General features: G+C 46.5%; 17 protein-coding genes and 2 riboswitches. Of the genes, 10 read left to right on the top strand and 7 right to left on the bottom strand.

What is annotated here, in order from left to right; translation table 11 throughout:
- Window positions 1-7 precede the first annotated feature (7 nt).
- Window positions 8-2,227, top strand: a complete 2,220-nt coding sequence (locus ACQE26_RS17010) for a PAS domain-containing sensor histidine kinase (protein ID WP_500470128.1) — start codon at window positions 8-10, stop codon at window positions 2,225-2,227.
- Window positions 2,224-2,721, top strand: coding sequence for a methylated-DNA--[protein]-cysteine S-methyltransferase (locus tag ACQE26_RS17005; protein WP_500470127.1), 498 nt, complete (start codon window positions 2,224-2,226; stop codon window positions 2,719-2,721). Before ACQE26_RS17010 ends, ACQE26_RS17005 begins: the two co-directional genes overlap by 4 nt.
- Before the next feature lie 241 nt (window positions 2,722-2,962).
- Here the strand turns inward: ACQE26_RS17005 and mtnA are convergent, their stop codons facing one another.
- From mtnA to ACQE26_RS16990, 3 genes are all read right to left on the bottom strand, one after another.
- A complete protein-coding gene (mtnA, locus tag ACQE26_RS17000; RefSeq protein WP_500470126.1) occupies window positions 2,963-4,024 on the bottom strand; it encodes an S-methyl-5-thioribose-1-phosphate isomerase in 1,062 nt (353 codons plus the stop codon).
- Between the two features lie 6 nt (window positions 4,025-4,030).
- Window positions 4,031-5,215 carry an S-methyl-5-thioribose kinase gene (gene mtnK, locus ACQE26_RS16995; RefSeq protein ID WP_500470125.1) on the bottom strand — a complete coding sequence of 395 codons (1,185 nt, stop codon included), beginning with the start codon at window positions 5,213-5,215 and terminating at the stop codon, window positions 4,031-4,033.
- 110 nt (window positions 5,216-5,325) lie between these two features.
- A riboswitch (SAM riboswitch) is annotated at window positions 5,326-5,480 on the bottom strand.
- Between the two features lie 92 nt (window positions 5,481-5,572).
- Window positions 5,573-6,352 carry a carbon-nitrogen family hydrolase gene (locus tag ACQE26_RS16990; RefSeq protein WP_500470124.1) on the bottom strand — a complete coding sequence of 260 codons (780 nt, stop codon included), beginning with the start codon at window positions 6,350-6,352 and terminating at the stop codon, window positions 5,573-5,575.
- A 92-nt stretch (window positions 6,353-6,444) separates the two neighbouring features.
- Between ACQE26_RS16990 and ACQE26_RS16985 the strand changes: the two genes are divergently transcribed.
- From ACQE26_RS16985 to spo0E, 6 genes are all read left to right on the top strand, one after another.
- Window positions 6,445-7,641, top strand: a complete 1,197-nt coding sequence (locus ACQE26_RS16985) for a pyridoxal phosphate-dependent aminotransferase (protein WP_500470123.1) — start codon at window positions 6,445-6,447, stop codon at window positions 7,639-7,641.
- Between the two features lie 36 nt (window positions 7,642-7,677).
- Window positions 7,678-7,777, top strand: a riboswitch (SAM riboswitch).
- 81 nt (window positions 7,778-7,858) lie between these two features.
- A complete protein-coding gene (mtnW, locus tag ACQE26_RS16980) occupies window positions 7,859-9,073 on the top strand; it encodes a 2,3-diketo-5-methylthiopentyl-1-phosphate enolase (protein ID WP_438421770.1) in 1,215 nt (404 codons plus the stop codon).
- A complete protein-coding gene (gene mtnX, locus ACQE26_RS16975) occupies window positions 9,070-9,774 on the top strand; it encodes a 2-hydroxy-3-keto-5-methylthiopentenyl-1-phosphate phosphatase (RefSeq protein WP_500470122.1) in 705 nt (234 codons plus the stop codon). Before mtnW ends, mtnX begins: the two co-directional genes overlap by 4 nt.
- Window positions 9,732-10,361, top strand: a complete 630-nt coding sequence (locus tag ACQE26_RS16970; protein WP_060962945.1) for a methylthioribulose 1-phosphate dehydratase — start codon at window positions 9,732-9,734, stop codon at window positions 10,359-10,361. The genes mtnX and ACQE26_RS16970 overlap by 43 nt, the downstream gene beginning before the upstream one ends.
- Before the next feature lie 15 nt (window positions 10,362-10,376).
- Window positions 10,377-10,916: a 1,2-dihydroxy-3-keto-5-methylthiopentene dioxygenase gene (locus tag ACQE26_RS16965; RefSeq protein ID WP_500470121.1), complete on the top strand. Its 540-nt coding sequence runs from the start codon at window positions 10,377-10,379 to the stop codon at window positions 10,914-10,916.
- 270 nt (window positions 10,917-11,186) lie between these two features.
- The gene (gene spo0E / locus ACQE26_RS16960; RefSeq protein ID WP_016936353.1) at window positions 11,187-11,447 is read left to right on the top strand and encodes an aspartyl-phosphate phosphatase Spo0E; all 261 of its coding nucleotides are present in this window, start codon (window positions 11,187-11,189) and stop codon (window positions 11,445-11,447) included.
- Between the two features lie 208 nt (window positions 11,448-11,655).
- Here the strand turns inward: spo0E and kinD are convergent, their stop codons facing one another.
- The gene (gene kinD / locus ACQE26_RS16955) at window positions 11,656-13,173 is read right to left on the bottom strand and encodes a sporulation kinase KinD (RefSeq protein WP_500470120.1); all 1,518 of its coding nucleotides are present in this window, start codon (window positions 13,171-13,173) and stop codon (window positions 11,656-11,658) included.
- A gap of 199 nt (window positions 13,174-13,372) precedes the next feature.
- On the opposite strand from kinD, the gene mhqR reads away from it, so the two are divergent.
- Window positions 13,373-13,819 carry a MarR family transcriptional regulator MhqR gene (gene mhqR, locus ACQE26_RS16950; RefSeq protein WP_016936351.1) on the top strand — a complete coding sequence of 149 codons (447 nt, stop codon included), beginning with the start codon at window positions 13,373-13,375 and terminating at the stop codon, window positions 13,817-13,819.
- A 35-nt stretch (window positions 13,820-13,854) separates the two neighbouring features.
- Here the strand turns inward: mhqR and motB are convergent, their stop codons facing one another.
- The 3 genes from motB to clpE all read right to left on the bottom strand — a co-directional run bounded on the left by motB (window position 13,855) and on the right by clpE (window position 17,690).
- A complete protein-coding gene (motB, locus tag ACQE26_RS16945) occupies window positions 13,855-14,640 on the bottom strand; it encodes a flagellar motor protein MotB (RefSeq protein WP_060962943.1) in 786 nt (261 codons plus the stop codon).
- Window positions 14,612-15,427, bottom strand: coding sequence for a flagellar motor stator protein MotA (motA, locus tag ACQE26_RS16940; RefSeq protein ID WP_013352039.1), 816 nt, complete (start codon window positions 15,425-15,427; stop codon window positions 14,612-14,614). Before motA ends, motB begins: the two co-directional genes overlap by 29 nt.
- Window positions 15,428-15,593: 166 nt before the next feature.
- Window positions 15,594-17,690 carry an ATP-dependent protease ATP-binding subunit ClpE gene (clpE, locus tag ACQE26_RS16935; RefSeq protein WP_500470119.1) on the bottom strand — a complete coding sequence of 699 codons (2,097 nt, stop codon included), beginning with the start codon at window positions 17,688-17,690 and terminating at the stop codon, window positions 15,594-15,596.
- A 347-nt stretch (window positions 17,691-18,037) separates the two neighbouring features.
- Here clpE and ACQE26_RS16930 point away from each other — a divergent pair, with 347 nt between their 5' ends.
- Window positions 18,038-19,084 carry a YkvI family membrane protein gene (locus ACQE26_RS16930; RefSeq protein WP_500470118.1) on the top strand — a complete coding sequence of 349 codons (1,047 nt, stop codon included), beginning with the start codon at window positions 18,038-18,040 and terminating at the stop codon, window positions 19,082-19,084.
- The last annotated feature ends 32 nt before the right edge of the window (window positions 19,085-19,116 follow it).

The raw sequence follows: 19,116 nt of genomic DNA, 5'->3' as shown, positions 1-19,116 counted from the left end.
GTACTGAATGGCTGAAACTCTGGATTTGCAGACAAAGGAGTCGCTGAAAGAGCAGCTGAAGCGGCTGAAGGAGGAAAATGACCGCCTGAAGAGTGATTTGAACCGGTATCATGTGATTATGAATAACACGCTTGATGCCATTTTTATATGCCATAAGGAAATGAAAATCGTCCAGGCGAACGAGGCCGCGGCCCGGATGATGCAGATTGAGGCAGAGCGCCTCATGAACCGCTCCGTTCTGGACTTTTTATATTCCGTGCCTCAGGAAGAACTGAATAAGGCCGTGAAAAAATTTTTGAAAAAGGGCTATCTGTGGAAAGAGGTGCCGATTAAGCTTGACAGCGGCGCGACGAAATACATTGAATTCCTCGCCAGAGACGGAATTGGGGAGGATTATTTTTTTGTGGTCATGAGGGATATCTCCTCTAAAAAAATCTTAGAGCGTGAATTCTCTATGAACGAGCAGCTGTTCAAAGATTTGTTTGACAGAGCTGTCGACGGCATCGTGCTGTTTGATAAGGACGGCGGGTTTATTGATGCGAACCTCTCTTTTTGCAAAAGCTTTGAGATCGGCCAGAATGAACTGTCCCATCTGTCGCTCCGCCATTTTACCGACGGAGAAAACAAAAAGCACCTGAAAGAAATCTGGGACACCCTCCGGAGAAAAGGAAACGCCAAAGGAGAACTGCCGGTCAAGCTTCGGTCGGGCGAGGAGAAGCTGTTTGAGTTTACGATTACGTCTAACTTAATCAGCGGGTTTTACATGTCTATTATGAGAGACATAACGGAGAAACGGTCGATGGAATTGAAACTTTTTAAAAGCGAAGAGCGCTTCCGCGAAATCTTTGAAAACGCCATGGACGCGATTGTCATTTGGAATGATGACGGAAAAATTGCCAAAGCAAACGAGTCGGCGTGCCGTATTTTCGAGCTGCCGATGGATAAGCTGACGGAAACGAATTTATGTACGTTTATCGTTGATCCGCAGAAAAAATACAAGCAGATTAAGAAGAAATATGAAAAATACGGGGAAATCCGGGCAGAGATGCTGTTTCAAATGGCAAACGGCCAGTACAAAGAGCTTGAGTTCACATCAAAACGAACCATACTCGAAGGCCAGCATTTAACCATTTTAAGAAATGTCAGCGATCGTAAGCGGATGGAAAAAGAATTGCGGGAAAGCGAGCTGAAATTCAGAAAAGTATTCAACGGCTCAATGGACGGAAAAGTCTTGTTTGACAACCAATTCCGCATAATTGACGCGAATCCTCTCGCAAGCCGTATACTCGGCATGCCGGATGATGAGCTGAGAGCGCATACCGTTCCGGATATTCTTTCTTTATTTGAAATTGAAAACGCGGGTGTACCCGCCAAAAAGATCGATCTGGAAGGAATGGATAATGAAATCCCCTTCCTGTTAAGCAGCAGTGACAGCCGCAAATTGGAATTTTCCTTCAAAAGGAATATCATTCAAAATATGAACCTGGCCATCTTTAAAGATGTCACCGAGGCCAAAGAGCTTGAGGAGAGGCTGCGGAAATCCGACACTCTTCACGTCGTAGGGGAGCTGGCGGCCGGCATCGCCCACGAAATCAGAAATCCGATGACTGCGCTGAAAGGGTTCATTCAGCTTCTGCAAGGAAGTATTGAAGGTGAATATTCCCTGTACTTTAACGTCATTACCTCAGAATTGAAACGCATCGAGTCTATCATTACCGAATTTTTAATTTTAGCGAAACCTCAGGCAATATTATATGAAGAAAAAGACGTGACGCAGATTATGAAAGACACGGCTGATCTCTTGAATGCCCAGGCCAATCTTGTCAATGTGCAGATCCATTTGAACCAGACCGGGAACATCCCGCCGATTTACTGTGAGCCGAATCAATTAAAACAGGTGTTTATCAATATTTTAAAAAACGCCATTGAAGTCATGCCGGGCGGCGGCAATATCTACGTGACGATCCAGCCTTCTGGTAAGGACCACATTCTGATATCCCTTCAAGATGAAGGAACAGGCATTTCTGAAGACAAATTAAAACGTCTGGGCGAGCCATTCTACACGACAAAAGATAGGGGGACGGGTCTCGGTCTCATGGTCAGTTATAAAATCATCGAAGAGCATCAGGGCCGCATTCATGTGGAAAGTGAAGAAGGGAAGGGCACGGTTTTTCATTTGACGCTTCCGATCCGGCAGAATACCGAAGAAAGAAGGAGCAGCGAATGATCTGCTTTATAAGTGTGAAAGCACCGTTTGGAACGGTCAGCCTGACGGAGGAAGATGGCTTTATTACCGGCCTGTTTCTCACCGGGCAAGATTTTGAGGAATGGCGGAAAGATACGCCCGGCGTGAAATCGTGCGAAACCGATTTGCTGTCGGAGGCGAAACAGCAGCTGACATCATATTTTTCCGGAGAGAGAAAGCATTTCTCTCTGCCTCTGAAACAACAAGGCACATTCTTTCAGGAAAAGGTATGGAACGCGCTGGCGATGATTCCTTACGGTGAATCACGAAGCTATGGTGATGTAGCTGAAGCTATCGGCAAGCCGAAAGCGGTGCGCGCCATCGGACAGGCCAATAAACGCAACCGGCTGCCGATTTTTGTCCCGTGCCATCGGGTAATCGGCAAAAACAGCGCCTTAACGGGATACGCGGGCACGAAGACAGATGTAAAAGCGGCGCTGCTGAACATCGAACAAATATCCTATAAAGAAAAATAAAGCATATGGCACGTTCCGTTTTTTCACGTCCGACATATCATTTTATTAAGTAAAAAAAGTTGGTCTGATGAAAAAGGAGGACGAAGCCTGATGAAAATGAGCCGTCCGCAAAAGATAGCCGGTTATGCAGAGCTGTTTTTTAAAATGCATCTGATTTCAGCCGCCCAAAAAGATGAAGTGATGACATTATGCAGACAAAAAAACCGCTGACATTGCCTGAGGCAACATCATCAGCGGTTTTTCAGCTCAGCTGGCAGTCTGCGAATAATTGTTCAATTTCTTCCGTGTAAGAACCCGTCACAATTCCTTTCTCGGTGATAATGCCTGAAATCAGGCTGCTCGGTGTGATGTCAAAGGCCGGATTGAAGACCGGCACATCTTCGGGAGCGGTGCGTATGCCGGAGATTTGTCTGACTTCATCCGGATCTCTTTCTTCAATCGGAATCTGATCGCCGTTTTCAATCTGCAAGTCAAATGTCGAAAGCGGTGCGGCCACAAAAAACGGAATCTGAAAGGCGTTTGCCAAGATCGCGAGGCCGTACGTTCCGATTTTGTTGGCCGTATCTCCGTTTTTAGCAATTCTGTCAGCGCCGACAATGACTGCTGAAATATGTTTTTCCTTCATTGTATGGGCGGCCATGCTGTCAGTAATGAGCGTGACATCAATCCCGCCCTGCATCAGCTCCCACGCCGTCAGCCGCGATCCTTGGAGAACGGGCCTTGTTTCACATGCGTAAATATGAAGGCCGAGGTCTTTTTGTTTCGCTAAGTAAAAGGGAGCAAGCGCCGTACCGTACCGGCTTGTGGCAATTGAACCCGCATTGCAGATGGTCATGATCTGGTCGCCTTTTTTAAAAAGGTGCAGCGCATTTTGGCCGATCATCCGGCATGTTTCTTCATCTTCAATCTGAATTTGAATGGCTTCATGAACGAGTGTTGTCTTCGCTTCATTGATTGAGATTGCATTCCTGATGGAATCCGTCAGTCTGTCAAGCGCCCAAGCGAGATTGACGGCAGTCGGTCTTGAGCTGTTTAAATATGCTTTGACATCGGCGAGCTGACGGCGGAAATCAGAAAGATCGCGGGTTTCAAACGATTTGGCGGCAAGCGCGAGTCCGAACGCCGCAGTTATACCGATGGCCGGAGCGCCCCTTACTTTCAGTGTGACAATCGCGTCGAATACATCTTCCTTTGTTTCAAGATCCGCATACTCAGTGACATCAGGGAGCTTTTGCTGATTTAAAATGCGGATGTGTGTTTCTTTCCATTCCACGGAACGGGGGATGGCAAATTCATTTGTCATGCTGCATCATTCCTTTACACGGAGCTTAAATTGATCCAGAACCTCAGTGATATGCTTCAGTTCTTTTCTGTTTTCGATATAATAGGCGCCGATTTCAAGCGCCAGCTTCTTCCGTTCAATTCGTTTATCAAACGGAGTGATTTCATCCAAGTCAGCCACATGGGCGAGCCCGATCGTGCGCCGGATCAGTTCGCATCCCGCAAAACCGACCGCTTCCTCAAACGCGTTTTTCAGTGTATCTTCCAGCAGGTGTCTGCAGGAAGGCAGGCAGTCTTTCTCCCATGCTTCACTGAATGTTTCTACAAATGTGTCCCATACGGCGGCGGTGTGGTCATATAACGGCTGTCTGTCGTCACCGTCCCGGCTGAGGGCGTTTAACAGCAGATTTGCGATAAATTGGCCGATGTCAAAGCCGATCGGTCCGAAGAAAGCAAACTCGGGATCAATGACCTTTGTTTCATGTTCATCGGCAAAGATGCTTCCCGTATGCAGATCGCCGTGAACCAATGTTTCCGCGGAATTCAGAAAGACGGCTTTCAATTCATCAGCGCCTTCTTTCAGCCGGGAATTGTTCCAAATTTTTTCTGCGTATGGGCGCAGCTCCTCTTCAAAATCGTTTGTTTCATGGTCGAAAAACGGTTCTGTAAACACAAGCCTTTCTGTAATATTGCAAAGTTCGGGATTTGTAAACTGCTTTGCGAGCTGCTGTTTTACTTTCGCATCAAGCGCATAATCGGATGAGTAAAAGAGCGTTTTTCCCAGAAACTCACCGATATGGGCTGATAAATTCGGATAATGTTTTCCTTCCATCAGTCCTTTTCTTGAGATCTTCAGATGCGAAAGGTCTTCCATTACCGTGACCGCCATTTCAGTATCGGAATAGTAAACGGCCGGAACGAGATGGGGCACGTGTTCGCCCTGGCGGATGAGGGCGCTGCTTTCGATTCTCGCCCGGTCAATCGTAAGCGGCCAGCTTTCCCCGACGATTTTCGCATAAGGAATCGCCTGTTTGATAATCAGTCCCTTTTTGTTTTCTTTATCGAAAACGTGAAAGACGTAATTTAAATTGCCGTCACCGATTTCACGGCATGTGAGAGTGCTTTTGCTTTGAAATAAGCCGAGCTTCACAGCTAACGCTGCGGCGGAGCTTTCCGTTAATTGTTCATAAAGACTTGTTTTAGTTGCAGACATGGATTTACCCTCCAATTATGTAGTGGCAGTAAGAGATCGTGACGGAGAATACGCCCGAAAAAAAAGCCTCCTTCTCTGAAAGAGAAGGAGGCCGAAACAGTGCAGTCCGCCTCTTATCTCTCAGATAACATCTGATGGAATTAGCACCGTGCCCTATGAGACAATCGTCTCGGCGCAAAATGTACGCGCCCCATTTCACAATGGAATTACGGTCGGTTGCTGTTGGGGTCAAAAGGCCAATCCCTCGCCCAACTCTCGATAAGAGAAAAATATATTGATTTGTATCACAATTCGGATTAATCAGTTGATGAAAATATTAGCAGGTGCCGGATATTCTTGTCAACATTTTTTTGAAAATTAATATAAATCACGCCGCAAATCTTTGAATACCGGGATGGTCTCGCGTACGGACGCGCTTTCTGAAACATCGATTTCCGCCCGGACTGCGCCTTCCGTCTGATCTCCTTCGGCTAAAATCCGGCCCCACGGGTCAATAATCAGGCTGTGGCCGGCAAATTCATTATCGGGATTTGACCCCGTGCAGTTAGAGGCCGCGACAAAACATTGGTTTTCAATGGCTCTGGCGACAAGCAGACTCCGCCAATGATCGAGGCGGGGCAGAGGCCATTCCGCAGAGATAAACAGGACATTCGCTCCTTGGGACGTATGCTTCCTGATCCATTCGGGGAACCGGATATCATAGCAGATCAGCCCGGCGCACTTGACACCGTCAAGCTCAAAGGAACCGTCACTGTTTCCTGCCGCCAAATGCAGATGTTCGTCCATCAGCTGAAACAAATGGGCTTTCTGATACCGCTTCACGATCTGCCCGCTGTTATCTGCGATGTACATAGTGTTATAGACGTTTTCGCCTTCTTTGACCGCAAAAGATCCGGCAACGAGGTGTACGTTGTATGCTTTGGCCGTTTTTTTAAGCCATTGTTCCGAAACTTTGCCGTTTTCATCCGCCAGCTGGTCAAGCCGTGTGAGATCATAGCCGGTCGTCCACAGCTCAGGAAGCACGATGACATCAGCATGGCGGCTTTCTTGCTCGATTAAAGTTTCTGCTTTTTTGAAGTTTTCTGAAGGATTTCCGTATGAAATATCAAATTGCAAACAGGAAACGGTCCATTTCATTTTTTATACACCTCAAGTTTCTCTTTACTTTTTTTATTTAACCATATATGATGATGGACTATCATTTCAAGACATTTTTAGAAGGTGAAAATATGAACTTTGAAGTCTCAGATGTACTCAAACAGCTGCCGGAACAATTTTTTGCATCTTTGGTGCAAAAGGTCAATCAAAAGCTGAAAGAAGGCAAAGACATCATCAATTTAGGACAGGGAAACCCCGATCAGCCGACGCCTCAGCATATCGTTGAAGAAATGAAGCGCGCCGTCGAAAGGCCGGAAAATCATAAATACTCATCATTCCGGGGCGCTTACAGCTTCAAAAAAGCCGCGGCTGAATTTTATGAAAGGGAGTATGGGGTGACGCTTGATCCGGAAACGGAAGTAGCCGTGCTGTTCGGAGGCAAGGCGGGGCTTGTTGAGCTTCCGCAATGTCTTTTGAACCCGGGAGATACCATTCTTGTGCCTGATCCCGGATATCCTGACTACTGGTCGGGGGTCGCCCTTGCGAAAGCGAAAATGGAAATGATGCCGCTGACGGAAGATAGAGGGTTTCTCCCCGATTACAGCGCAATTCCTGAAACGGTGCAGAACGAGGCGAAGCTGCTGTATCTCAATTATCCGAATAATCCGACCGGTGCTGTGGCAACAAAGGCGTTTTTCGAGGAGACGGTCAGCTTTGCGGAACAAAACGGCATTTGTGTCGTTCATGATTTCGCATACGGGGCCGTCGGTTTTGACGGGCATAAACCGCTGAGCTTTTTGCAGACAGAAGGCGCAAAAGAAACGGGGATTGAAATCTATACTTTGTCCAAAACGTATAACATGGCGGGCTGGCGGGTCGGATTTGCCGTCGGAAACGCGTCTGTCATCGAAGCGATCAACCTTTATCAAGATCATATGTTTGTCAGCCTATTTCCCGCGGCGCAGCAGGCGGCAGCCGCCGCTCTTTTGGCGGATCAGACGTGCGTCGCAGCGCAAAATGACAGATATGAGTCGAGACGCAATGCCTGGATTGCAGCCTGCCGTGATATCGGCTGGGATGTGACGGCTCCGGCGGGTTCCTTTTTTGCATGGCTTCCGGTGCCGGACGGTTATACGTCGCAGTCGTTTTCAGATCTGCTTTTGGAAAAAGCGGATGTCGCGGTCGCAGCCGGAAACGGGTTCGGAAAATGGGGAGAAGGCTATATAAGAGTCGGTCTTCTGACAAGTGAAGAAAGACTTAAAGAAGCTGCGGAACGGATCGGGAAGCTGAATCTTTTCACCCGAAAAAGCATTGACATATCAGGATAACAATGCGATAATTCAAAATACTTTATAAAATCATTATTCTTATCAAGAGCAGGCAGAGGGACGAGCCCGATGAAGCCCGGCAACCGACTGATAAAGCACGGTGCTAATTCTTGCAGCAGGAGCTGAGAGATAAGATTCGGACATAACACGAAGCCTCTTTCTGCTCATAAGGAAGAGGCTTTTTTATGTTTTGCGAAAGAAAGAGAGGCGTTCACGCATGAGCGAAGTATTGGCAACATATCTTCTGACGGACACAACGGACAGTGAAAAGCGGGCGGAACAGATTGCGGCGGGGCTGACGGTAGGCTCCTGGACGGATCTGCCCCTGGTGAAACAGGAACAGCTCAGAAAGCATAAAGGCCGGGTCGTGAAAGTTGAGGATAAAGAAGGGGCCAAAGAAAACGAAACACAATCCATCATCACCATCGCCTATCCTGAGGCGAACTTTTCAAAAGATATACCGGCCGTCCTGACGACGGTATTCGGAAAGCTGTCACTGGACGGAAAAATAAAATTGACTGATCTTGAATTTTCCGAAGGGTTTAAACGTTCCCTTCCCGGGCCGAAATTCGGTATATACGGCATTCGCAAACTGCTGGGCGAATTTGAAAGACCGCTTCTGATGAGCATCTTTAAAGGCGTGATCGGACGTGATCTTGCCGACATTAAAGAGCAGCTCAGACAACAGGCGCTCGGCGGCGTGGATCTTATTAAAGATGACGAAATTTTCTTTGAAAATGAACTGGCTCCGTTTGAAACCCGCATTATCGAAGGAAAACAAGTCCTGAAGGAAACGCGGGAGGAGACGGGGCATAACACGCTGTACGCCGTAAACCTGACGGGGAGGACTTCTGAATTGCGGGATAAAGCAAGACGCGCGGCAGAACTCGGGGCAGACGCCCTCTTACTGAATGTGTTCGCCTACGGCTTAGACGTCATGCAAAGCCTTGCTGAAGACAGGGAAATCCCGCTTCCGATTATGGCGCACCCGGCGGTCAGCGGCGCGTTTACATCATCTCCCGTTTACGGTTTATCGCACGCCCTTTTGCTCGGCAAGCTGAACCGCTATTGCGGCGCCGATTTCAGCTTATTCCCGTCACCATACGGATCCGTCGCTCTTCCGAAGGAGTCCGCACTTGCGATCCATCATGAATGTGTAAAAGACGACGTCTTTCACCCGACGTTTGCCGTCCCGTCAGCAGGCATTCATCCCGGCATGGTGCCATTGCTGATGCGTGATTTCGGTATTGATCACATCATCAATGCAGGCGGAGGCATTCACGGCCATCCGAAAGGAGCCGAGGGCGGCGGAAGAGCGTTCCGCGCCATCATTGATGCGGTGCTTGAAGCACAGCCGATTGAAGAAAAAGCCGCGTCGTGCAAAGATCTTCAGCTCGCATTAGACAAATGGGGAAAGGCGGAAACCGTATGACCCGCACACCGCTGATTATTTGTGATTTCGACGGAACAGTCACCATGAACGACAACATTGTCAGCATGATGAAAAAATTCGCACCCCCTGAGTGGCTTGAATTAAAAGACGGTGTTCTGTCTAAAAGCATATCAATTCAGGAAGGAGTCGGCCGGATGTTCGGGCTGCTGCCGAGCAGCTTAAAAGAAGAGCTGACTGACTTTATTCTGGAGGATGCGAAAATACGGGACGGCTTTTTGGATTTTGTTTCGTTTGTCCGGTCAAACGATCTCCCGTTTTACATCGTAAGCGGAGGGATGGACTTTTTTGTGCATCCGCTTTTAGAAGGCATCGTAGAAAAAGAGCGGATCTTTTGCAATCATGCATCCTTTGACAATGAATATATTCATATCAATTGGCCGCACGCCTGTGACGAAGCCTGCACGAATCAGTGCGGCTGCTGCAAACCGTCAGTCATCCGGAAGCTATCCGACCGGCAGAAATTTCTCATTATGATCGGTGATTCGGTGACGGATGTCGAGGCTGCAAAGTTATCCGATATGTGTTTTGCGAGAGATTATCTTTTGACTGAATGCAAAGAGCTTGGTCTTCAGCATCAGCCTTTTCAAGATTTTCATGAAGTGAAAGCAGGCATCGAAAATATCGGGGAGGTGCAGTCATGGCTGCAAAAGAAGAACGCTGGCGCGAACTTGCCGAAGTAAAGCGCGAGCTGGCTGAAAGAGACTGGTTCCCGGCTACAAGCGGGAATCTTTCCATCAAAGTATCCGACGGGCCGCTGACGTTTCTCGTTACAGCAAGCGGAAAAGACAAACGAAAAGAAACAGACGAAGATTTTCTCTTAGTCGATGAGAACGGGGAGCCCGCTGAGACCGGCCATTCCTTAAAACCCTCGGCAGAAACGCTTCTCCATACGTACTTATACCAAAAGACAGACGCGGGCTGCTGTCTGCATGTCCATACCGTTAATAATAATGTCATCTCAGAGCTCTACGGGGATGAAAAACAGATCACCTTTCAGGGGCAGGAGATTATTAAGGCGCTCGGATTGTGGGAGGAAAACGCGTCGGTGACCGTTCCGATCATTGACAATCCGGCGCACATCCCGGCATTGGCCGAAAGCTTTGCGCGCCATGCAGACGCCGGATCAGGCGCGGTATTAATCCGCAACCACGGCATTACGGCATGGGGGCGGACCGCGTTTGAGGCAAAAAGGGTGCTGGAAGCCTATGAATTTTTATTCAGCTGTCACATCAAGCTTCTGTCACTTCGGCCGCAGCTTGTAAAATAAAAGGAGGAATGCAAAATGGCGACAATCAGAATTCATGACGAAAAGAATACGATCATTGAACATCAGGAACAAGTAGCGCGCTTTTTAGACGAACAAGAGGTGATCTATGAGCAGTGGAACATTGAAAAACTTCCGCCTGAGCTTTCGGAGAAATACGATCTAACCGAAGATGAAAAAAACCGGATTCTCACGGTGTTTGACAAGGAGATTCAGGATATTTCAGCCCGGCGCGGCTATCGGTCTCAGGATGTCATTTCTTTATCAGATACAACACCCAATCTTGATGAGCTGTTGAAAAATTTTCAAAGAGAACATCACCACACGGATGATGAAGTCCGCTTTATCGTCAGCGGGCACGGCATCTTCGTCATTCAGGGCAAAGACGGCACTTTTTTTGATGTCCGTTTAAATCCGGGGGATTTGATTTCGGTTCCGGAGAACATCCGCCACTACTTTACGCTTCAGGAGGACCGCCGGGTCGTCGCAATCCGAATCTTCGTGACGACTGAAGGATGGGTGCCGATTTATGAAAATGAAAGTGTGCAAAACGGATAGATGTCCGAACCTCTCATGCGGTCAGCCGCATGAGAGGTTTTTTATTGTAATATAAAATCTCTGTTTTTTTATGCATTAAATGGGCGCATTTTGTTTATATCATTACCTGAATGGGTATTATTCTCGTAATCATAGTAAAGATTCCAATATGAAATGAAAAATTAAGTTATTTAGTAAAAAAATGTTTACAAATAAAGTATAATCTGTAATAATGCTCAATAACCCAATCAAACTTGTTTCCTATTCTTTTAGCGGTGAGGGGTGAAGTGAATGGGCAGTTATTCTGAACAAGAAAAATTGCTAGTATCTATTGATGAAAAGAGAAAAATGATGATAGATGCGGCTAACAGGCAGGGGTTTACAGGATATGACACGATCAGACACAGTCAGGAACTGGACAGTCTGATGAACGCGTATCAGCAGCTGATAAACCGTGAACGCACACATCACCAAGGAATACAGGGCCTTGTGAAGAAAATAGGCTTGTTCTCCCGCGGTGACGTCATGCCTGCATATGAAGCAAACAAATGATTGATGATAAACAGATAACGAAGACTGAATGCGCTTCATGATCAACCGCCGCATCTAAAAAGATGACCGCGTACAGTCAGCGGGCTTTTCCGCTGGCACAGCTCACGAAGCGCCTCGTATCTATCTGCCGGCTATGATGCCGTTCCCCTGTATATCCTCTTACACATATTCTTCTTATATAAAAAACACCCTCTTTCAGGGTGTTTTTTCATCGTGAAGCGGCAGGGAGGGTAATGGTGACCTCTGTACCTTTATCGACTTCACTTTGAATGTCAATCGAACCGCCGTACATCAGCACGATCCGTTTACATACGACAAGACCGAGGCCGGTGCCTTTTTCCTTTGATGTGACAAACGGAAGGAAAATGTGCTCAAGCATATCTTCAGAAATACCCATTCCGTTGTCGGCCACCTTAATGACTGCTTTATCGTCGAGGGCCTCTAAATAGATGGACAGCCTGCCGCCTTCCTGCATTGATTCGAGCGCGTTTTTCGCGACATTTAAGATCACCTGTTTAATATGGTCTTTCGTGCAGTTGACCTTGAGCGGCCGATTGACGAGAATCTCCACATTCACTTCCACATTATAAAGATTCCCTTCCGAATAAATAATCGGCATAATCTCATCAAGAATATCCTGCAGCGAGTTCACTTCCAATCGTTCCGCGGTCGGTTTGCCGAGCACTAAAAACTCACTGACAATCTGATTGATCCGTTTAACCTCCTGCTCAATAATTGAGAAATACAGCTGATCTTCCTCTGTTTTATATTTTTTCTGCAAAAGCTGAATGAAGCCGCTGATCCCTGTAAGCGGGTTGCGTATTTCATGAGCGGTGCTTGCGGCAAGCGTTCCGATCAGCTCCAATTTTTGCGCCTCGTTTTGAGCGCGCTCCAGCTCGGTCTTGCGCTTAAGCAGATAATATTGAACGAGGATGAACAGAATATTCAGCAGCACGGCAATACTGGACATCGGCAGCAGCACGCTTTTGGTCAGCTCGTTCAGCTCTACCGGTTTCGGGTAGACATTAATGTTCCAATTAATATCATCCAGATAGCCGCTGACCGGTTTCACGCCTTCTGACTGATCTGCCCGTCCGCTGGCAAATATCACTTTATCCTCATGGGTTGCCTTGACATAAACGTCGGGGCTCAGCATATTGATCATATTTCTCAAATAATCGACTTGTATGGCGGCCACTAAATAATCCGTGACCTCCCGGTTTGCGTCTAACACTGGCACGCAGATCGTAAAGATGCGCTGGCCTGTAATTCTGCTGGAGTAGTCGTTTGTGATGACCGTTTTTTTCGTCTTTTTTGCCTTCGTAAAATACGGTCTGTCGGCCAAATTCACCTTTGTTTTCAGATCGGTCGTGCTTGCGATGACGTCACCTTTGGAATTCAGCATATACAATCCGCTGAATCTTGGTTCATCCTCAAAAGCCTGAGTGAGGATCTCATTTATCTTTTCTTCATTGACAGGCTTATCGACAGCGATCGCAAGTGTTGTCATCCGGGCTTTTGTTTCACCGATTAAATAATTGAGCTTATTGCGGTGAAGATTGAGCATCATACTGGCTTCCTGTATGTGTTTATCGGCTATTTTCTGCTTTTCTTTTTCATATATGAAAAAGCTGATAATAAGTGCCGGGATGATCACCAATATGAGATAAAGTTTGATCTTTCCCCGGGCACCTTTAAATGTATTCACTCTGCATCGCTCCAACATTACACTTGAATAGAGGTATTATATCATTGTTTATACTTCTTTAATAAGAAAAAATAACCAAAATGCTATAAAAACAAATTATTTTATTAAGGTCCGTCAAAAAGAAGAGAAATTTTGGAAACATTTTTGTTGACATTTTTCATTTTGTTTATTAATGTTTCTCTGTAACGGTTTCTTTTGTAAAAGGATGATTGAATGTATGACGGATAAAACAGAAAACTCATTGAAATTATTTATTGTACTGTCGCGTGCGTACCGGTCCATAAACGACCATATGAATAAACATATTCATAAGCACGGCCTGAATCCGACGGAATTTGCTGTGCTTGAGCTGCTGTATCATAAAGGCAACCAGCCGCTGCAGCAGATCGGCGACAAAATTTTATTAGCGAGCGGAAGTATTACATACGTTGTTGACAAATTAGAGAAAAAAGAACTTCTCATCAGAAAAGCCTCGCCGACTGACAGGAGGGTGACTTTCGCGCAGATTTCCGAAAAGGGAATCCGTCTTTTGGACGATATTTTCCCTGATCATGCAGCCGAAATTAAAGAAATGATCAGTGTGCTGAGTGATGAAGAGATAGAAATGTGTACGGAAATGCTGAAAAGAGTGGGATTAAACGCTAAACATTTTCATCAGAAATAAAAAAGGAAGCCATTTGAAAGGCTTCCTTTTTTATATTACTGATTTTCGTCAGGGGCGGCGTTTCGCGGCTGTATCAATACTTCGACACGCCTGTTTTTGCTGCGTCCTTCCGCGGTTTTGTTCGACGCAGCCGGCTTATACTCGCCGAAACCTTTGGCGCTGAATACTTTTGCGTCAAGTTTCGGGTTTTCTGTAAGAATAGCCATGAAGTTGACAGCCCGCATGACGCTTAAATGCCAGTTTGATTGAAATTGCGAGTTTTTAATCGGCACATTGTCCGTATGCCCGCTGATGATAATGTTCCTTGGCGGATTCAGCACAAGGAGATTCGAGATTTCCTTCGCAAGCGGAATATCTTCCTGGCGGATATCCGCCCGTCCTGAGTCAAAAAAGATACTGTCTTTAATGGTAATTAAGAGGCCTTCTTTTGTCAGCTTTGTTTCCAGCTGATGTTCAAGCTTTTTGTTTTTTATAAATTGTTTGACTTGCTTTTGCACACCTTCAAGCTCTTCGCGGTCGGCTGCTTCTCTTTCTTTCTTTTTCTGTTCTTTATCTTTTTCCTTGTCTTTTTTTAACTGGTCAACACCGTCTTTTTCATTTTCGGGAGGGGTGACGCTTGAATATTCAAGGACCCCCGTGCCTCCTGTAAAAACGGCGTTAAATGATTTAGACAGCATTTGGAATTTCGCCGCGTCGACAGAACTCATGGCGAACAATACAATGAACAGAGCCAAAAGAAGGGTGAGAAGGTCCGCGTACGGGATCAGCCAAGACTCATCCACATGCTCGTCATCATGCTTCTTCTTCTTTTTTCTCGCCATTGTTTGCCTCTCCTTCTTGTTCAATGACTTTTGCTCGTTCGTTCGCAGGGAGATACATGAGAAGTTTTTGTTCGATCACTTTCGGCGCCTGTCCTTCAAGCACCGACAGAACGCCTTCAATCATGATTTCACGCAGTTTGACTTCCTGTTTTGATTTGCGTTTCAGCTTGTTGGCGAAAGGATGCCATAGTACATATCCCGTAAAGATCCCGAGAAGGGTGGCGACAAACGCCGCACTGATGGCATGTCCGAGCGCCTCGGTATTGTTCATATTGGAAAGAGCGGCGATAAGGCCGATGACTGCACCCAAAACGCCGAGTGTCGGCGCATATGTGCCGGCTTGGGTAAAGATAGCCGCGCCGGCCTGGTGTCTGTCCTCCATCGCTTCAACTTCCTCAGTCATAATATCTCTGATAAATTCTGCGCTTTGTCCGTCAACCGCCATGCTCAGTCCGTTTTTCAAAAACGCGTCATCCACGTCTTCGATGCTTGCTTCCAATGCGAGCAGACCTTCCCGTCTGGCGATTTGCGCCCATTGAGAGAACATGGGAATTAATTGCGCAATGGTCAGCTGTTTGTTTTCTTTAAACAGCACTTTAAAAAGGGCAGGCACTTTTTTGATTTCTTTTCCGGGGAATGCGATGATCACCGCAGAAATCGTACCGAACAAAATAATCAGAATAGCTGCCGGGTTAGCGAGTGCGCTTAAGCTGACCCCTTTCAGCACCATGCCCACGCTTAAAGCAATCAGGGCGAGGATGATACCGATAATCGATGTTTTATCCATAGTTTTCACCAAATCCTTTATACTAGCTTTCTATGGTTAATATCGGTGGCAGTGGATGGAACTTTAGGGGGATTGCGAAATTGTTGCCGAATTCTTCACAGTTTCTGCCCTCCGGCATGGAAAAAGATACAAAAAAGCGGCTCCCCAGACAGGGAACCGCTTTTTCTTATTGTGCACGGACTTTGATGCCGTCTTCTTCCATTACGACATGGAAGGCTTTTATTTCATTGTCATCCAATAAGAGATCTGTCATTTCGTCTTCGATCAATTCCTGGATGGTTCTTCTGAGCGGGCGTGCTCCGAAAGCAGGGTGATAGCCGATTTCAGCGATTTTTCCTTTCGCATCATCGGTGACGCTCAGGCTGATGCCGCGCTCTTTTAATGTGTCTTCAAGCTCTGCGAGAAGCAGGCTGACGATTTTCACGAGATGTTCTTTTTTCAGGGATTGGAATTCAATAATGCTGTCAAACCGGTTTAAAAACTCCGGTTTGAAGAACGCGCTCAGTGAATCAATCAGCGTTTGTTCTTCCATGACGCTTTCTTCAGATTGGAATCCGACCTTTGCTTGTTTTTCGCCGGTTCCCGCGTTGCTTGTCATAATCAGAACGGTATCTTTGAAGCTGACCGTTCTGCCTTGGCTGTCTGTCAGACGGCCGTCCTCCATAATCTGCAGGAACATATGCTGGACGTCGGGGTGCGCTTTTTCAATCTCATCCAGCAGCACGATGCTGTACGGGTTGCGTCGCACTTTTTCCGTTAATTGCCCGGCTTCATCATGTCCGACATATCCCGGCGGTGAACCGATGATTTTAGAAACGGCGTGTTTTTCCATGTATTCACTCATATCGAGCCGGATGATAGAATCTTTTGTGCCGAACAGTTCATCTGCGAGTGTTTTTGATAACTCGGTTTTTCCGACCCCGGTCGGTCCGACAAAGAGGAAGGAGCCGACAGGTCTGTTTTTTGATTTTAAGCCGGCGCGGCTTCGTCTGACCGCTTTCGCCACTTTTTTCACGGCTTTTTCCTGACCGATGACGCGCTCATGAAGGCGTTCTTCAAGTTCCTTCATTTTGACTTGTTCATCAGCCTGGAGCTTTCCGACCGGAATGCCTGTTTTCTGTTCAATGATGGCTTGAATATGCTCCGCCCCGATTTCTGAAGAAGCGGCCGGTGTTTCATGCGCCAGCTGCTTTTCCAACGCCGCTTCTTCATCGCGCAGTTTCGCGGCAAGCTCATAATTTTCTTCCTGAAGCGCTTTTGTTTTCTCCGCGTCAATTGCTTTGAGTCTCTCAGCCACATCTTCTTCATTTACGGTATCAAGCTCCAGGTTTGCCTTAGAACCGGCTTCATCTAACAAGTCGATCGCTTTATCCGGCAGATGGCGGTCCTGAATGTAGCGGGAAGAAAGTGTAACACACGCTTTGATCGCTTCATCGCTGAATGTGACGCCGTGGTATTTCTCGTATTTATCTTTAATGCCTTCAAGAATGCTGATGGCTTGTTCGATAGAAGGCTCATGAACCATGACAGGCTGGAAGCGTCTTTCAAGCGCTGCATCTTTTTCAATCTGGCGGTACTCTTTCAGCGTTGTCGCCCCGATGACCTGCAGTTCGCCTCTGGCCAGCGCCGGTTTCAGGATGTTTCCGGCATCCATTGATCCCTCGGCAGAGCCGGCGCCTACGAGAAGGTGAATCTCGTCAATGAACAAAATGACGTTTTTCCGCTCTTTTAATTCGTTCATTAATTGTTTCATTCTTTCTTCAAACTGGCCTCTGATTCCTGTGTTGGCGACGAGGGAAGCGACATCAAGCAAATAAAGTTCTTTATTTTTCAGTTTGTTCGGCACATCGCCTTCAGCGATTTTAAGCGCCAAACCTTCTGCAATAGCCGTTTTGCCGACACCGGGTTCACCGATAAGCACAGGGTTGTTTTTATTCCGGCGGTTCAAAATTTCAATTACGCGCGCCACCTCATCATCGCGTCCGATCACAGGGTCAATCAGACCTGCTTTTGCGCCGTTTGTGACGTTTTGAGCGAGCTCATCGAGCAGACCCTTTTTACGGCTGTCCTGCTGTTTATTTTGACCGGGAGCGAAGCCTTGCTCAAACGGGAATCCGAAAGATTGCGGACCCATGCTCATAGCCGGTTTGCGGGTTAATTCTGTATAACATGTTTCACATAAAACGAATTGTCTTTGAATGGAATTGACTTGCATGTTCAGGCGAATCGTCGCCTCGTTTTTCTGACAGTGTTGACAACGCATTTGCCAAAACCTCCTTGTTTGATCTTCTTTGACCAAATGAATTAGAAAATAAGGTCTTAACTTTGACCTTCTTTGATTAATAGTATACTCTGACCTTCTTTGACTTTCAAGTGTTTTGTTTTAAACCGTGAAAAATCAAAGTTTACAGCATGAGAAGCGGCATTTGAAATGTTTGACCTTTCTTGATGAAGAGTATACGCCGGTCCTTTTTTTCTTTCAATATTTTTGCTTAAAGGGGAGAGCTGAATTCGTTTTTGGGGAAGGATGATTTGTTCTTCTTTTCAGGCGACTTGTCTCATATGCTGATAAAAAGGCCTGGACAAATCTGCGCTTAGCCGGAGGGTGAAATGGGACAAAGAAAAGGTTCTGCAAGTCAGCTTGCATTCGTATACGTAGGAACGGTTGTAGGAGCCGGTTTTGCCACGGGACGGGAAATCGTTGAATTTTTTCTGAGGTTTGGCTGGATCGGTCTGTTCGGTATTATGGTAAGCGGCCTGATGTTTATCTATTTAGGCGCCAAAATCATGATTATATCCAAACGGATTCATGCATCATCTTATCAGGAATTGAACACATATTTATTCGGCCGGTCCATCGGACGCGCCGTGAACATATTTATGATGTTTATCTTGCTGGGAGTGACCTCCGTCATGCTGTCCGGAGCGGGAGCGCTGTTTCATGAACAGCTTGGCTGGCCTGCACAAGCGGGGATCCTTCTGACGATCGTCCTGAGTTTTGCCGTCATGACAAGCGGCGTAAAAGGTGTGTTCGGCGTCAATGTATTGGTTGTGCCGCTTTTAATTTCCTTCTCTTTTATCGTTGCCGCTGATTCTTTTGTATTTACAAGTGCGAGAAATGCGGACGAATGGGTATGGCCTGACAAGTGGAATTGGGTTTTGTCCGCCGTCTCTTACGGCGCGTTAAATTTATCACTCGCCCAAGCTGTTCTTGTGCCGCTTGCGAATGAAATGTCATCAGAGAAAGTGATCAGAAGGGGGGCTTATTTAGGCGGCGCTCTTTTGACACTGGTGCTTGCCGCGAGCTTCTTATCATTATCGGTGCTGCCGGATGTGCTGGAGTTTGACATTCCGATGGCTCAAGTAGTGTATTTGTATTCGCGCTCGCTTCATATCATCTATTTGTTTATTATTTTCGGGGAAGTGTTTACGTCGGTTATCGGCAATTTATATGGATTGGAAAAACAATTAAACAGTTTTCTTCATACAAAAAGTACATATATATACGGCGGCATTTTGGTGTTTGCGTTTATTGTCAGTCAAATCGGCTACGGACAGCTGATTTCCACCGTTTATCCGGTGTTTGGATATGTGAGTCTGGCCTTTATCGGCGCATTGGTTTGCAAAAAAGTCCCGAAAGAAAAACAACGTAAATAAGGAAAACGTCTGTATTTTTTGGGAATTCCCCT

The organism is Bacillus sp. 5RYD7K (assembly GCF_059831465.1).
Note: the sequence above shows the minus strand (reverse complement) of the source record. Positions and strands in the feature narration are given on the sequence as shown.